This is a genomic window from Bacillus sp. SG-1 (genome assembly GCF_000181495.1).
GTDB lineage: Bacteria > Bacillota > Bacilli > Bacillales > Bacillaceae_B > Rossellomorea.
In genome coordinates, this window is the sequence record NZ_ABCF01000061.1 from 1 (window position 1) to 15,474 (window position 15,474).

15 protein-coding genes, 2 tRNA genes and 2 pseudogenes are annotated in these 15,474 nt (G+C 43.2%); 4 read left to right on the plus strand and 15 right to left on the minus strand.

Features of this window, described 5'->3' with window-relative positions; all coding sequences use genetic code 11:
* From BSG1_RS15955 to spoIIE, 10 genes and pseudogenes are all read right to left on the minus strand, one after another.
* A pseudogene (locus BSG1_RS15955) lies at positions 1-337 on the minus strand (SurA N-terminal domain-containing protein); the annotation flags it as partial.
* Between the two features lie 44 nt (positions 338-381).
* Positions 382-1,269: an Hsp33 family molecular chaperone HslO gene (gene hslO / locus BSG1_RS15960; RefSeq protein ID WP_006838182.1), complete on the minus strand. Its 888-nt coding sequence runs from the start codon at positions 1,267-1,269 to the stop codon at positions 382-384.
* 11 nt (positions 1,270-1,280) lie between these two features.
* Positions 1,281-2,051, minus strand: a complete 771-nt coding sequence (locus tag BSG1_RS15965; RefSeq protein ID WP_044023027.1) for a type III pantothenate kinase — start codon at positions 2,049-2,051, stop codon at positions 1,281-1,283.
* Between the two features lie 840 nt (positions 2,052-2,891).
* Positions 2,892-4,778: an ATP-dependent zinc metalloprotease FtsH gene (ftsH, locus tag BSG1_RS15975; RefSeq protein ID WP_156791507.1), complete on the minus strand. Its 1,887-nt coding sequence runs from the start codon at positions 4,776-4,778 to the stop codon at positions 2,892-2,894.
* Positions 4,779-4,903: 125 nt separating this feature from the next.
* Complete coding sequence (hpt, locus tag BSG1_RS15980; protein ID WP_006838186.1) at positions 4,904-5,452, minus strand: hypoxanthine phosphoribosyltransferase; 549 nt, start codon at positions 5,450-5,452, stop codon at positions 4,904-4,906.
* A gap of 12 nt (positions 5,453-5,464) precedes the next feature.
* Positions 5,465-6,868: a tRNA lysidine(34) synthetase TilS gene (gene tilS, locus BSG1_RS15985; protein ID WP_006838187.1), complete on the minus strand. Its 1,404-nt coding sequence runs from the start codon at positions 6,866-6,868 to the stop codon at positions 5,465-5,467.
* Positions 6,869-6,964: 96 nt separating this feature from the next.
* Positions 6,965-7,942 (minus strand): protein kinase domain-containing protein, encoded by a 978-nt coding sequence (locus BSG1_RS15990; RefSeq protein WP_006838188.1) that lies wholly within the window; start codon positions 7,940-7,942, stop codon positions 6,965-6,967.
* Positions 7,911-8,648, minus strand: a complete 738-nt coding sequence (locus tag BSG1_RS15995; protein WP_006838189.1) for a vWA domain-containing protein — start codon at positions 8,646-8,648, stop codon at positions 7,911-7,913. The genes BSG1_RS15990 and BSG1_RS15995 overlap by 32 nt, the downstream gene beginning before the upstream one ends.
* Before the next feature lie 61 nt (positions 8,649-8,709).
* Positions 8,710-8,850, minus strand: a complete 141-nt coding sequence (locus BSG1_RS20970; protein WP_156791508.1) for a hypothetical protein — start codon at positions 8,848-8,850, stop codon at positions 8,710-8,712.
* A gap of 309 nt (positions 8,851-9,159) precedes the next feature.
* Positions 9,160-11,649 (minus strand): stage II sporulation protein E, encoded by a 2,490-nt coding sequence (spoIIE, locus tag BSG1_RS16000; protein WP_006838190.1) that lies wholly within the window; start codon positions 11,647-11,649, stop codon positions 9,160-9,162.
* Positions 11,650-11,929: 280 nt separating this feature from the next.
* On the opposite strand from spoIIE, the gene BSG1_RS16005 reads away from it, so the two are divergent.
* The 3 genes from BSG1_RS16005 (at position 11,930) to BSG1_RS16015 (ending at position 12,819) form a co-directional block, all read left to right on the plus strand.
* Positions 11,930-12,006: transfer RNA gene (locus BSG1_RS16005), tRNA-Met, on the plus strand.
* A 10-nt stretch (positions 12,007-12,016) separates the two neighbouring features.
* Positions 12,017-12,088 (plus strand) — tRNA-Glu (locus tag BSG1_RS16010).
* 299 nt (positions 12,089-12,387) lie between these two features.
* Positions 12,388-12,819: a CBS domain-containing protein gene (locus BSG1_RS16015; RefSeq protein WP_006838192.1), complete on the plus strand. Its 432-nt coding sequence runs from the start codon at positions 12,388-12,390 to the stop codon at positions 12,817-12,819.
* A gap of 258 nt (positions 12,820-13,077) precedes the next feature.
* On the opposite strand, the gene BSG1_RS16020 is transcribed toward BSG1_RS16015, so the two are convergent.
* The 5 genes from BSG1_RS16020 to BSG1_RS16040 all read right to left on the minus strand — a co-directional run bounded on the left by BSG1_RS16020 (position 13,078) and on the right by BSG1_RS16040 (position 15,256).
* The gene (locus BSG1_RS16020; protein ID WP_006838193.1) at positions 13,078-13,500 is read right to left on the minus strand and encodes a S1 domain-containing RNA-binding protein; all 423 of its coding nucleotides are present in this window, start codon (positions 13,498-13,500) and stop codon (positions 13,078-13,080) included.
* A 75-nt stretch (positions 13,501-13,575) separates the two neighbouring features.
* On the minus strand, positions 13,576-13,974 hold the full coding sequence (locus BSG1_RS16025) for an FtsB family cell division protein (protein ID WP_006838194.1): 399 nt from the start codon (positions 13,972-13,974) through the stop codon (positions 13,576-13,578).
* 13 nt (positions 13,975-13,987) lie between these two features.
* Complete coding sequence (gene yabQ, locus BSG1_RS16030) at positions 13,988-14,614, minus strand: spore cortex biosynthesis protein YabQ (RefSeq protein WP_006838195.1); 627 nt, start codon at positions 14,612-14,614, stop codon at positions 13,988-13,990.
* Positions 14,611-14,913, minus strand: a complete 303-nt coding sequence (gene yabP, locus BSG1_RS16035) for a sporulation protein YabP (protein ID WP_006838196.1) — start codon at positions 14,911-14,913, stop codon at positions 14,611-14,613. Before yabP ends, yabQ begins: the two co-directional genes overlap by 4 nt.
* 79 nt (positions 14,914-14,992) lie before the next feature.
* Positions 14,993-15,256, minus strand: coding sequence for an RNA-binding S4 domain-containing protein (locus tag BSG1_RS16040; protein WP_006838197.1), 264 nt, complete (start codon positions 15,254-15,256; stop codon positions 14,993-14,995).
* Positions 15,257-15,350: 94 nt separating this feature from the next.
* On the opposite strand from BSG1_RS16040, the pseudogene BSG1_RS20515 reads away from it, so the two are divergent.
* Positions 15,351-15,474 (plus strand): annotated as a pseudogene (locus tag BSG1_RS20515) (transglycosylase domain-containing protein); the annotation flags it as partial.

The following is a 15,474-nucleotide window of genomic DNA, read 5'->3' on the forward strand; positions in this document are numbered from 1 at the left end:
GAATCTCCTCACTGGCCGTTAAGTCTTTATCATAGCTGCTATAAACACTTTTGATTAAAGCGACTTCTTTATCAAGTTCCTCGTCAGTCACCTTTATATCATATTTTTCTGCCAGCTGAATCATTACCTTTTGGTTAATCAGTTCCCTAAGAACCTCTTTTCCATAACGCTTCTCCATTTCAAACATCCACGACTCCCGGCTGATTGTTTCTCCACCTACGGTTGCTGCCGTTTCAGCCCCGGCCAGTTCCGCCAGGCCCGGGCCTGCTTCGGCTTTTGTGAAATAGATCAGCGTAACTACATTGGCTCCCAGAAGTATAAATACTAACGAAATCAAAACCGATCTCTTTAACCTCACCTTTGTATCCATCCCCTTAGATGTTACTGCAGATTTTCTCCCTCATTTTTCAATTCGGTCAATTCTTCCACTGAATATTGATACGTTTCATTACAGAAATGGCACTGCGTTTCAGCACCGCCCTCTTCATCGATCATTTTCTGAATTTCCTCTTTACCTAGAGTTGCAATAGCAGCACCAAAGCGATCCTTGGAACAGCGGCACTCAAATTGAACAGCCATTTTATCAAGTATCTTCACATTCTCTTCCCCGAGAAGTTCGTGAAGAAGTTCTTCCGGTGAAAGTCCTTTTTCAATCAATTTGGATACTGGCGGGATTGATTGAAGCCTGTTCTCTATTTCGGTAATCGTTTCATCTGGTGTTCCGGGCATTAACTGAATGATAAAGCCCCCAGCAGCAAGGATCGAATTATCCGGATTCACTAAAACCCCTACACCCACTGAAGATGGAACCTGTTCTGAGGTTACAAAGTAGTAAGTGAAATCCTCCCCAAGCTCTCCTGAAACAATCGGCACCTGTCCGGTAAAATGATCACGCATCCCGATATCTTTCACAACTGAAAGCGTGCCCGAAGTTCCTACTGCTCTTCTGACATCAAGCTTTCCATGTTCATTCAAGTCAAAATGAACTTGAGGGTTCGTAACATACCCCCTTACATTGCCTTTTGCATCGCTGTCCACGATAATGGCACCCAGAGGACCGTCCCCTTCTACTTTGACGGTTAGTTTATCTTCACCTTTTAACATAGCGCCCATCATGACACCTGCACTCATCGATCTTCCGATAGCGGCAGATGCTGTCGGCCAAGTGCCATGCCTTCTTTGCGCTTCATTGATTGTGTCTGTGCTTCTTACAGCGTAAGCCCTGACTTGCCCATCAAACGCTAATGCCTTTACTAAATAATCGCTCATATTATATCCTCCTATACTTTGCTGTTTCTCTCATAAATGAGCTTCAACCCTTTTAACGTCAAGAACGGATCAACGACATCGATAACATCCGATTCTTTGGAGATTAACTGCGCGAGTCCCCCGGTTGCTATGACTAATGGGTTACTGTCCCCTGTCGCTTTCATCCTCTTCACAATTCCTTCTACCTGTCCAACATACCCGTACAGGATTCCTGATTGCATGGCAGATACGGTGTTCTTTCCGATAATATGATCAGGACGCCCGATTTCTATCCTTGGCAATTTGGCAGCCTTTGAATAAAGAGCTTCGGTTGAAATCCCGATTCCTGGAGCGATAGCACCGCCCATATATTGCTTCTCCTCATTGATATAGCAATATGTAGTAGCTGTACCGAAGTCGACAATGATCAATGGTCCGCCGTACTGCTCGATTCCCGCGACGGCATTAACGATACGGTCTGCCCCCACTTCACGAGGGTTTTCATACTTTATATTTAATCCGGTTTTGATTCCCGGACCTACAACCAATGGAGTGATATTAAAATATTTTACGCACATTCTTTCCAACGAAAACATGATTGGAGGAACCACGGATGAGATGATGATTCCATCAATGGACTCCAGTGATAACTGGACATGCTGAAAAAGATTTTTAACGATCATGCCATATTCGTCTTCAGTTTTATGACGGTTTGTTTCCATGCGCCAGTGATACTTTAATTCTTCGCCTTCATAAACTCCCAGTACTATATTGGTATTCCCTATATCCAAGACAAAAATCACTTTTTTCACCCACTAATACATTGATTTCATTCTGCCAACATCATACCACAATTGAATCATTTTGGTGAAAACTGTTGCCTTATAAATCATCGCAATTTACTTTGAAATTGGTCTGTTTTCGTGAAAGGTCCGTTGATTTCCGTTACAGGATTCACGACTCCGCAGGGCGGGCGTTGAACTAAAAAGCGGAAGCGTCCGTTCAGGGACGTACGGATGGGAACGACGCCGCATGAAATAAAGGATACACGGCAAGCCTAGCGAGCCGATGTTGACTTATCGCAGGGGGGCAACGGTTAATCCGCTAGTCGCTGGAGCTGGATTCGCTTGCGGGGTTAAGTTCCGGTGGGTACGTAACCTTGGTCTCACCTGTCATCAAAGTGGAAGCGCCACTCTCAGCCCCGACAGGCAAATGTTCCGAAGAGAAAAAAAGGCGCCTTCTCCTTTTATTCTCTTCGGAACATTTGATTCCGAGGGGCTTGGAGCTGGAACTAGACGTTCCGCTGTTCCCGCAGGAGATCGAGAATCCTTCCACTTCATCAACTCTTTTCTAATACAAGCCATGAATAATGATTTTAGAAGACCTTTATTAAATTGCGTCTATTCGCAATCCGCATCTAATGTAATTAGTGTATTCCACACTTCTCACTGATTATCGCTTTATACACAGTTCATAACATACATTCAAAAATGAACTTTTTTATCCATTAGCTGCAATTTCTTAAATGTTTTTCCACACAAAAAGACACCAGCAGGACTGGTGTCTTTTTGAAAAATTATTCTTTTTTATCGTCTTCTGATGACTCATCTGACGCTTTTTCAGTGTCATCCTTCTTTGGATGTTTACTTTGACATCTTCTTTCTCAGGTGTTTGTCAGGTTCACCATACGCTCTTTCAGGAAGTTTTCCATGGTCCATCAAATGCTTAATTTGTCCGGCATCCAATGTTTCCACATCTAACAGGGTATTTGCAATAAGCTCCAGTTTTTCACGGTTCTCTGTAAGAATCTTTCTCGCTCTTTCATAAGATTCTTTAATGAAGCGCTGGATCTCAAGATCGATTTCATAAGCAATCGCATCTGAGTAGTTCTGCTCATTGTTGATGTCCCTTCCAAGGAACACCTGTCCTCCTGAAGCTGAACCGAATTGAAGAGGGCCGAGTTTCTCACTCATACCAAATTCGGTAACCATTCTGCGGGCAATGCCTGTCGCACGCTGGAAGTCATTATGGGCACCTGTAGAAACTTCACCAAAGATAATTTCTTCGGCTACACGTCCACCAAGTAATCCAGTAATTTTATCCAACAATTCAGGTTTTGTCATGAAGTAACGGTCTTCTTTTGGAAGCATTACCGCATAACCGCCAGCCTGGCCGCGTGGCACGATTGTAACTTTGTGAACCATATCCGCCTCATCCAGGACAAGACCGATAACGGTATGACCGGCTTCATGGAAGGCCACAATATTACGCTCTTTCTTGAAAACAACCTTGCTCTTTTTAGCAGGACCGGCAATGACACGGTCAGTCGCTTCATCAATATCACGCATGTCAATTTTCTTTTTATCCTCACGGGCAGCAACAAGAGCTGCTTCGTTCAACAGGTTCTCCAAGTCTGCCCCGGAGAATCCAGGAGTTCTGGCTGCAATTGCTTGTAAGTCCACGGACTCATCAAGCGGCTTGTTTCTCGCGTGTACTTTAAGTACAGCTTCACGGCCTTTGACATCAGGGCGGTCCACTGTAATTTGACGGTCGAAACGTCCAGGACGCAATAAGGCTGGATCCAGGATGTCAGGACGGTTTGTCGCAGCTACGATGATGATTCCTTCGTTTGCTCCGAATCCATCCATTTCGACTAGTAACTGGTTCAATGTTTGTTCACGTTCATCGTGACCTCCACCAAGACCAGCACCACGCTGGCGACCCACAGCATCAATCTCATCAATGAAGATGATACATGGAGCATTTTTCTTTGCGTTTTCAAACAAGTCACGAACACGTGAAGCACCGACACCGACAAACATTTCGACGAAATCGGAACCACTGATGGAGAAGAATGGTACTCCGGCTTCTCCGGCAACGGCACGGGCAAGTAATGTTTTACCAGTACCAGGAGGTCCTACAAGAAGAACTCCTTTAGGAATTCGCGCGCCGACCTCTGAGAATTTTCTCGGGTCTTTAAGGAATTCTACTACTTCGACCAGTTCGTTTTTCTCTTCATCCGCTCCGGCAACATCTTTGAAACGGACTTTTTTCTTCTCTTCACTGTACAGCTTGGCTTTACTCTTACCGAAGTTCATTACCCGGCTTCCGCCGCCCTGTGCTTGGTTCAGCAGGAAGAAGAAAAGAATAAAGATAATGACAAACGGTATGATTGTAGTAAAGAATGATACCCAGCCGCTTGTTTCTTTTGCCATTAAGACATCGACTTCAATGCCGGTTTCTGCTGCAGCTGCATTGATTCGTTCCAATACTCCCGCATCATTCCCTAGTACATTGGTCAGGAAATATTGTTCCTCAGTATATCCAGTCAGTTTACCCTTTACCTGATAGACACCTCGTTCAGGCTGGATGGAAAACGACTCTACCTCACCATCTTCTAAGTGAGTGATGAATTCGTTATATTTAATGTTTTCTGTTGGTTCGTTGCTGTTGTTAAAGTAACTCACCACACCTATTATGACGAGAAATACTAGTAAGTAGAATATGGTGTTACGAAAGATCCGGTTCATCCCTTACCTCCTCCCACGGTAAAAAAGCTATATAAAATAGTATCATAGAAAAACATGGTATTACAACAAATTAGCTGCCTTCACTGGCACATCCTAACAGATGCACGTTCTTCATAAGATTACACTTATTCGTTTGTACTATACACTTCCGGCTTCAGTACGCCGATGTATGGCAGATTGCGGTATTTCTCAGCGAAGTCAAGTCCGTAGCCGACAACAAATTCGTCCGGCACAATGAATCCAACATAGTCCGCTTTAATATCCGCTTTTCTTCCGGATGGCTTATCCAAAAGCGTCACAATTTTGATGGACTTTGCTTTACGATAACGGAACAACTCGACAAGATAGCTGAGAGTCAATCCGCTGTCGATGATATCCTCAATGATCAGAATGTCTCTGCCTTCTACCTTTGTGTCAAGGTCTTTAACAATCTTGACTTCTCCCGAAGAAACTGTTGAGTTCCCATAGCTGGAGACATCCATGAAATCCATTTCCAAGTATGTATCCATGCGTTTAAGCAGGTCACCCATAAAAGGCATTGCACCTTTTAAAACACCAATTGCCAAAGGAAAACTGTCCTTGTATTCCTCAGTAAGCTCCGCGCCCAGTTTCTTGATTTTCTCTTGAAGTTCTTCTTCAGTAATAAGCACTTTCTCAATATCTTTGTTCAACACTTGGTCTGCCTCCTAGGAAGATGTTTGCTCTGAAAAGATTAACCTTACATAGTCACCTGGATCACCCGCTTTATTACAGGCAAAGGCTGATAATTTCAGGTTGGGGACCCAGAGAATTTCACCGTTATCATCCTCGACAATCGGCCATGTATCCCTAAGTCTGACTGGCACCTTTTCATCGATAAATATATCTTTTACCTTTTTGGTGCCATTCAATCCTTTAACTTTCATACGGTCACCCGGTTTCCTGGTCCGTATCCTTAACGGAAAGGCAATACTGGACTTTTGGAAAATGACGGAATCCGCATGAATGAGATGACCTTCAGCCTCTTGCAATGTAAATGTTCGATGATCAGGCAATTCAATGCTCTCACCTATGTTCAATGTATAACAAAAATCGCCGCTGCCCTCTGTTCTTCCTTCAAATGTAAATACACATTGATTATAGGAACGGATTACTTTGAGGTTTCCCGGAAGATCGAGACTTAGTGAGGGGCTGTCTTTCAATATTATTGCTAAAACATCTTGAATATGTATAGATGATAATGATGAAGGCCTATCTTTGTAAAGATAACTTAATATTAGATGAATCACTCTTCTTTGTAAAGGCAGAGGCATCAACCGGAAGGCTTCTATATCAACAACGGCTTCATCCTTGGTTTTTGTAAGGATGCTTTCCAGTTTTTCTTCCGCCAATGATCGTAAAAATGACTCGTCCTCCGCAGCTTCTTCACTAAATTGTTGAAATTTAAGATGGACCAGTGGATTCTCTCCCTTAAGGAATGGAAGCACCTCTTGGCGAAACCTGTTCCTTGTATAATCCTTCTTCTCATTACTGGGATCAAATTTTGGCTGCAGTCCAGTCTCAGAGCAGTATTTTAATATCTCCTCTTTGGAAAGACAGAGAAGGGGACGAATAATTCTCGCTCCATAAAAGTCTCTTTGAACCGGGATCCCGATCTTAGCCCTTCCACTGCTTCCTCTCGTCAGCTGCATTAAGATGGTTTCAACCTGGTCGTCCCCATGATGACCGAAAGCAAGTTTTGTAAATCCTTCATCTTTGATCAGACGGGCAAAAAGATGATAACGGGCATTCCTTGCGCCTTCCTGCAATCCTGCCTTTTGATCATCCAGCATCCCTTGGACATTCAACCTTTCACCAAAAAACGGGATGTCCATTTCTTCACAAGTCTTTTTAACAAACAGGAGCTCTTCATAAGATTGCTCTCCTCTGAACATGTGATCCACACACACAGCGGCGACCTTCACGTTCCAGAGATTTCTGTATTTGTTCAAAAAGTGAAGAAGGGAAAGTGAGTCAGGGCCTCCTGACACCGCAGCCAGTATGGAATCACCATCTTGGATTAAGTTGTGTTTTGTGATAAAAGCTGTGACTTTTCTTTCATAAGTTAGCATATTGCCTCTTCCTGAAACATGTTTTCTTCTATTTTAACAATATTTCTCCTATCATACACTTCCCATGACATCCATGCATGAAAACTTGGATAATCACTACAAAAGCTCACCGTAAATATAGAGAACATATAAAAGAGTCACAATCAGGACGATCAAGACCGTTTCCAGAAACCCTCCGCCATTCTTTTTTCTATTCAGCTGCTGACGGGTAGTCGCTGCCGGCTTCCTTTGAGATTGCGGAGCTGCCTTACTTTGACCTGAAGCGGTTTTTACCGAGAGGGTATCGAGCATGGATTGACGCATTTCGAGAGCAGTCGTGAACTTTCCATCAATGGCATTCATGATCGGCTCCCTGAATTTCTTCAACTCTGGCTTAGCCAGTACCGCGGTCTTTAATTGCTCTTTTCCCCCGCTGCCGCTCTTGTTAAACCTTTTTGGATAGGACAGATTAATCAGAATCATCGCAGTAGAGAACAAATCATACGAAGGTTCCGCTTTTCTTGAATGTCCGAGCCAGTACCCCCTGTCAAAGAACTCCGTGAATTCCTTTATCGCCCTTCCCTGCATGGTCGTCCCGCCGACATCGATACAACGAAGTTTATATGGCGGGCCTGTAACGATCAGGTTTTCCGGCTTCAAATCTCCAAACACCCAGCCCTCCTTATGGATACGGTCCAGATCATTCAGCAGCTGGATAATGAGTACACCTGTCCATGAAAACCCCTTGGACTGGACAAAGGTCAGCAAGTCCGGACCTTGAATATATTCCATTACATAGAAAGGTATGTTCTTCCCGGTGACTTCCCAATCATCCACATCTAGCAAAGAAGGCCCAAGGGGTGCGCCTTGAACCTTGGCAAAAGCCTTTAAAACATTCACTTCCGAGGTAACGGACATCGAACTGTCACTCATTTTCAGCGCCACATAGTCAGCCCCGGTTTGAGCAAGATAGACGATTCCGTTTGCCCCGTATCCAAGTTCTTTGACAATCGTATAATGTTGTTTATGCCACTTGCCTGTAATTCTCGTCCCCGAAGAAAATTTATATTGTTTCTTCAAAGTATTGTTCATCATCACGTGAGAGCAAACCCCTTAATGAACGTTTTTTCTTAAAGGAAGTAATCGCTTCGCTGATTGCAGGACCTGTTGGTGTTATGCCTCCTGATGACAGCTTTGAGAAAACGCTCGTCAGCGACTCAAGCTTAGGAGTCCAGTCCAGCAATTTTTCGACATCTTTTCTTTTCCCGGGAAATACGAAAACCGAAAACATGTTATCTCCCATTCTTGCATTCATGCTTAAGGACAGATCCAGCAAGGCTTCCTTTACAGTCGGAAGCTTGTGTTTCATACTTGCTGAAGTATCGACAAGGATCAACACTTCCAAGTCTGATGACTCTCCTAATTCGTCCACCACTTCCATCACTTCCCCACGCTGTTCCGGCGGAAGTTCTTCCATGGAAGCATTCTTTCCTAATATCTGCTTCAGTTCCTTATTGACGACCCCCTGCAGGGTTTGGGTCATCGCTTTTCTTGTCACCATCTGAACGGTCTGCGAGAGTTGCTGAGCATACACTATCTGGCTGACACCGCCGCCTGACATGGCAATGCCTTCGATTTCCTCCATGCCCCTTTCATCAATTGAATCATTTTCCATTACACCGATAACATTCACCGTGATCCCCTGTTCTTTCGCCAATGCCGCCATCGCCACCGGATCTTCACCTTGATTGGAGCAACCATCCGTTATTAATAGAACTTGTCGAAGTGTACCTGTCTTCAACAGTTTCCCCTCCTCTAACTTAGTTTGTTACCATCTTCGCCGGTTTAGGAGGGAAATATACTTATAAAAAGCTGAAACGGTCGTTCAGCGCCATACAGATTGGAGAACTCTCGCTTGTGATAAATGAGTGGGATGATTCGCTAGCGAACGCATGGCTTCGTTTTGTCTTCTTCATGAAATGATGTACCGCGCTTCGCTTCATTTTGGCTTCCTCCTCGAAATGATGTACCGCGCTTCGCCTGCGCATCACTACATTTTGGTTTCTTCACGGAATGATGTACCGCACTCCGCCTGCGCATGACTGCATTTTGGCTTCCTTCACGAAATGATGTACCGCGCTTCGCCTGCGCATGGCATCATTTTGGTTTCTTCCTCACAATGATGCACCACCTCCGCAATCTAACCATACTGATCCTGGAACAATCCCGCACTAACATCACGCCTCCTCATCAAACTTTGTTCTTTCTAGCAGTTCATAATTAACCTTAATCTACAAAACTACTTTTCAAGTTCAGGAAATCCTCTCCTTTCTTTTGATTTTTTGAACGGGTATGGAACTCCACTTCGGTATATTGTGTTTGATTTTTGATACAACAATGGTCATATCATCTTCTATTTCGCCTGACCTTGTCCTTATCACTTCCTCCATAATGATATCTGCCATGGCTTGGGGATCCTCTGTATCTACTTCTTTAATCTTCCGCTTCATCCAGACATCATAGTTTTCAACATGCTTCGGTCCTTCAAAGACTCCGTCACTCATCATAATCAACAGGTCACCTGCTTTTAACTGTTCACTGACTACATCGACATCAAATTCATAAAAAATGCCCATCGGCAGGTTGCCAGCTTCCACTTTCACCACCTTATCTCCTCTTTTTATAAAGCTCGGGGTAGAACCGATCTTCAAAAACTTTGATGATGCATCCTGTAAATCAATCATTGCCAGATCGAGAGTCGAAAAGATTTCATCATTTGTCCTTAATGACAATATTGAGTTAACCGCTTTAATCGCTACTTTTTCTTCAATGCCTGATTGTAGAATTTTTTGCAGAAGACTTAAGGTTTCATTGCTTTCATAATGGGCACGTTCTCCATTCCCCATCCCGTCACTGATGGCAACGGCATATTTACTGGCACTTAATTCGATCATTGAATAACTGTCTCCGGAAATCAATCCTCCTCCCTTTGCTGCATGAGCCACGCCGGTATCCACGACGAATGCTTTAGCAGAACCAAAGGTTAATTGACTATGTCCGCTTGGAAAAGCAGCGGGATCCTCTTTTTGGACAATAATATTTTCTCCCAGAATATCCGACAGCATCGGGGCAATCAGTTTTTCACCCTCACCATGCTCATTTCCATTCGGAAGCGTCATCTCAATGTCTACATTTCCTTTATCCAGTGAATAGATTTCCACATTTTCTATTTCCATTCCAAACTCCTGAAGGGACTCCAAAATTTGTTCCTCCTGCTGCTGATGATTCTCCCTTTCTCTTTGAATTTCCCGTGCAAAATCTCCCATAACTTCAGACACTCCCAATAATTGATCCGCAACAAGCTTCCGGCTCTCCTGCACTTGTTTCTTCAATTTCAAATTGGCCTGATAATAAGTCAACTCCTGGGAGATGACATCCTGGACCTTTTTGGCACGGACACAATGCTTTTCAAGTTCTCTGCCGACTTTTCCATTCAGCGGCACATGCCCCTGATCGACTTCATACATCACATCTTTCATCAGATCGTAAGTGTGATTGAAATTCCTGGCCCAGCATTGCTCTTTCTTAAAGCAGGTCTGGCATGTTTTTTCAGTTACATTGCTTAAGAATTGATCAAATTCCCGTTCATCTGCCTCATCAAGGTCCTGCTGCTCTTCCAGGCTGCCAAAACTGTTCGACAAAGCTTGAAAAACCGACGAAAACTGTTCCACTCGGCTTGCTGTTACGTCACGGACTTTTCTTATATATTGCTGCTGCTCCTGATTGTATTCGGTCGTTCCAGGTATATGTTTAGCCAGTTTTGTCGTCAGGACTGCCGGAGTCAGGAATAACAGTAAGATGGCTGCACCGGACTCATAAAGCGTCTTGGCGAGGGATGTATCACTCTCCCCATACATGCCGATTAAAAGCGTTGCAATCAACAGACCTATGGCCGCACCAGCCTTTTTCCCATCTTTCAGCAAGCCACCCAAAAGGCCTGAGAATGCCAATAGACTCATTTGATAGAAACTCGCCACGTTGGCAAGACTGAAAATCAATCCTGTCACGACGCCTACCGTTGAACCGACCGTAGCTCCGGCAGTAAAGGAAAATAGCAATACGAGATACCTGGACAATATATGTTCTATCGAAAGGTTATAAACTGACCATCCAATCGTACCAGTCATGACAGAAGCCAGCAGAATGATCAAACTGACGACTTCTTCTGTCTTGAGTGTTTTTTTACGTTTACTAATTGAAAATAAGGGTACACTTTGAATAAAAATAAGCGTCAGAATAAACGAAAGGGTCGCTTCAACACCAGCCATTGCCCCATCGTAAACACTAAGGGACTGTCCATTGGTCAAGTAGTCGAATGCAAGGCTGGCTGCTATCGTGGTGAAGAATACAAAATACGGTACTGCCTTCAGCTCATTTTTTTGAAATTTCCTTGTGATCCTAAACAGAATGAGGAATAAAATAGTACTGGCAAACGTATACGTAATATTAGTAATTGATAATGTAAGCGATCCGGCAAGCAGCCCCATTAAAGCCACGGGGGCACGATCTCTTCGAACCATATAGACAGCTGCGAAAAAAGGAATGGCAAAGGGCGTCAGATGTGACAGGATCAATGCTCGTCCGAGAAGAAAACCTAAACCGAAGAGAACAAATCCTTTTTGAATAAAGAACCATTCCACTTTTTGCAGAAAGGCTTTCATCCCCATAGAGAACTCCGATTTTGTATGTTCGATGTCGACCTTCCCCATCGGCTCCATAACACTCTGCTCAACTTTTTCCATACTTATCCTCTCCCCTGGTCTTATTCATTGTAGTCATTATAAATTGGACAAGCTCAGAAGTTTGTCAAAAGAGGGAGTTGAATAGTAAGAAAAGTTCGACTTCTTTCTGCGAAATGGCAGAAATGCTGTAGAGAGTTGCAAGAAGGACAACCTTTCTTGCTTTAATCAACACAGGAAAAATAAGGAATAAATCCATTGACATATTTCTCGAAAAATCTGTTGACAATTTTTTTAATCCTATGTATTATATTACTTGTGTCTCAAAACATTTTATTAATATGGCGGTGTAGCTCAGCTGGCTAGAGCGTACGGTTCATACCCGTGAGGTCGGGGGTTCGATCCCCTCCGCCGCTACCATATTTATTTTGGCCCATTGGTCAAGCGGTTAAGACACCGCCCTTTCACGGCGGTAACACGGGTTCGAATCCCGTATGGGTCATACCAAAACACGACAGGAATCCTGTCGTGTTTTTTGTTTGTCCTTTTTATAGAGAGGCGGGTCGTTTGGAACTGAAATTCTTATAGAGACTGACCTACATATGATTACCGATTGGTCCTTGTTGGTTGTCCAAAAAGGCGGCTGTTAAGATGTGATGTCCTTAGACAGTACTCAAGGGAAAAAAACTGTTTTCTTAATGCCAACTTATGCTAGTATCTTATTCCAATTTCCCCCTCCTTGTTATTCCTCGGTTTTTTCGGGGTATATCATACATATAAACAATTTAGGAGGGATTCATAATGACAAACATTCAAGACGTTATGACACAGCAAGTTGAAACCTGCTCCCCTTCAAGTTCAATCATCGATGTTGCCAAATTAATGAAGGATCTGGATGTAGGTGCTATTCCGGTATCTGAAAACAATGAGTTAAAAGGAATTCTTACAGACCGTGACATTGTTATTCACGGCCTTGCCGAAAAAGGCAGCGCTGACTTTCAGGTTAAAGAAATCATGACGGAGAACGTGGACTATGTAAAGCCCGATACGGATATCAATGAAGCATACACTACGATGGCTGAAAAACAAATCCGCCGTCTACCTGTTCTGGACCAGAACAACCAAGTTGTCGGGATTGTATCCCTGGGTGACCTTGCGGTGAAGTTAAATCAAGACCGTAATTCCGGTGACACTCTTGAAGACATTTCAAGACCGATTGGCCCCGACCAATAACGATTAATCCTAACGAATAAGCTGCCATAAACATTTGGCAGCTTTTTTATGTGAAGTTATCAGGGAAGAGGCTCCTTCTAACTCAATATTTCGGCCCGGATTTCGGGTTAACGTTAACACCGATACAGCATGAGCCATGCTTTTATACAACAAAAAAACAACCGGCTGCTTTCCAGGGTGAAATGCAGACAGTTGTTTTCATTGGAGGGTTCCGTACAGAACCTTCTCTAAACCTGCTATATTTTAATAGACAGCAAGTTAGCCTCTTTTTGCTCCTCGGCCGCCACGTTTGGATTCTGTATGGCGTTTTAATGAAGTTAATCGATCTTCACTATCTTTTAAGAAACGCGCCATCTTCTGTTCAAAGCTCTCTTTTGTGCGAGTGTCATTCATTTTGTTATTGCGTGGACGCTGAGGACGCTGCGGGCGCTGGGGGCGTTGCGGCTGGTCTTTAGCCTTCCGGATGGATAAACCGATCTTTCCGTCTTTCTCGACATTAATGACTTTTACTGTTACTTCATCACCGACTTTTAAGTGCTCATTGATATCTTTTACATAATTGTCAGCAACTTCACTAATGTGGACAAGACCTGTTGCACCTTCCGGCAATTCTACGAACGCTCCAAAATTTGTAATCCCTGTTACCTTACCCTGTACCTTGCTGCCTACTTCAATTGACATAAAAAGAATGCTCCTCCTTAGAATTATAAAAAAATAAACCTTACTTTATATTATAGCTAAACAAAAAAAAGAGTGTCAATAAGACGACTCTTCTTCCGCTTTTTTCTTTTCAGGCTCTGGAATGTTAAAGATTATTTCCCCTTCGTCTGAAAGGAAGTAGTCTCTCCTGGCCAATTTGGCGATGTACTCATCATCATTCAGCTTAATGATTTCTTCTTCAAGGATCGCCTGTTGTTTTTCGAGCTGCTCCAGTTGGGCTTCCAACTTTGCTTTTTCCGCTTCCTTTTCTTCAAGGACAGAAGCGCGTGAGATGAGGGTCGAAACAAGAAAACCGCTTATTGTCACGGCGAGGATAAATAATAATGCCAAGCGGCGAAAAAGCCTCTTTTTTCTGTGGTGACTGATCTTTTTCTTTAATTCCTGCTGTCGTACATAAGCATTTTCCATTGAAGTAATATTTCGTTCCCGGCTCATCTCTGCACCTCCTTTATCTTTTCAGCCATTTTTTCAGCTTTGTACTAATAACTTTAACAAATGGAAATAAATATCCTGCCAATTTATTATATAACTTCTCGACGAATTTTTTAATATTTTTCGGCAAAAGGCTTGAAATTAATTTTACCACCCATAAAAGAGGTGTAAACGTAATTTTCAATATGGCAAGAATTACTTTTAAAAGGAATCCGGCTACAGCCCATACTCCTTTTCCAAGTCCTATTATTAACGACACAAGAAGAAGTACCAGCCATTTTATCGGCGAATAAACAAGGTGTGTGATCATTTTCACCAAAAACTTGTAAAAGGATATACAGCCTTGAATGATTTTTTCCAAAAGCTTCTTATAAGGTTCCTTAAGAAGAGCCTGATAGCCCGCAAACCCGCAAAGCAAAGCGACAAAAATATAAAAGCGCACCTCACCGAAGTTGACTGAAAACAAAATGTAGAAAATAAAAAGGGCTTGCAGAATCCAAAACAAAACATCGTTCAGGAAAACAAGCCAGCGCTTTCTTATCTTTCTGTTGAGAAAACGGTTATACGTATCCAGGGTCGCTCCAAAAACGCTGCCCATGCCGACCATGGCCAGCATGGTATAAAATTGAACCGAGAGTGTCATCGGAACAGCTTGCTAAAGAATCCTTTAGCTTTCTCTCCACTTTGCTCGTCTAAATACACGATATCAAACACCTTGCCCTTAATGGAGACGATCCCTTTATCGACATCAAGATTCTTCATTTGCAGATTCTGCCCTCTCACGGATAGAAATCCCATGACGGTTTCCAGCAGGAACTCTTCATTATCAAAGCTTTCCACCTGTTTTACTCCTGTAATATCCAACAGGCGTCTGCCCCTCATCATGACATCATGTTCCTGCATTGTTCCTTTGTTACTTCCGTTATCATGATACTGATTCATTTTCATCCCCCACATTCACAAAGTACAGGCTTTGTAACTATATGTATGCGGAGGGAGGGAAAATAGAACAAGCTTTACATTACTCTTCCGGTACTCTTTCTTCGCTCGTGATGGTATACATCGTGCCCGCTTCTTCCTTCCGGGTCGACTCCTGCAGCCGGTCAACCTTTGCTGTTACCACTTTTTGTCCAAAGCGGATTTGTAATTCATCGCCTACTTTGACATTGGAGCTTGCTTTCGCCTGAAGGCCGTTGATACTTATCCTTCCTTTATCAGCAACTTCTTTAGCCAGTGTTCTTCTTTTGATTAAGCGTGATACTTTCAAAAATTTATCTAATCGCATTGTCGCCATGATTCATCTCTCCTTAGCTTTTGGGCTCTTTTCTTAATAGATTTGTTTGAGGTAGTTGATTTACGCTCCAGGTGTGTGACTCCGCGGGGCGGGCGGATACTGGGTTCACCTTGAAGATATCTCTCCCGACCTTATTGATGCGACGCTTGCGATTGAGGATAAAGGTTTTTTCTCTCACCGCGGTTTCGATTTTAAAAGGATTACGGCTG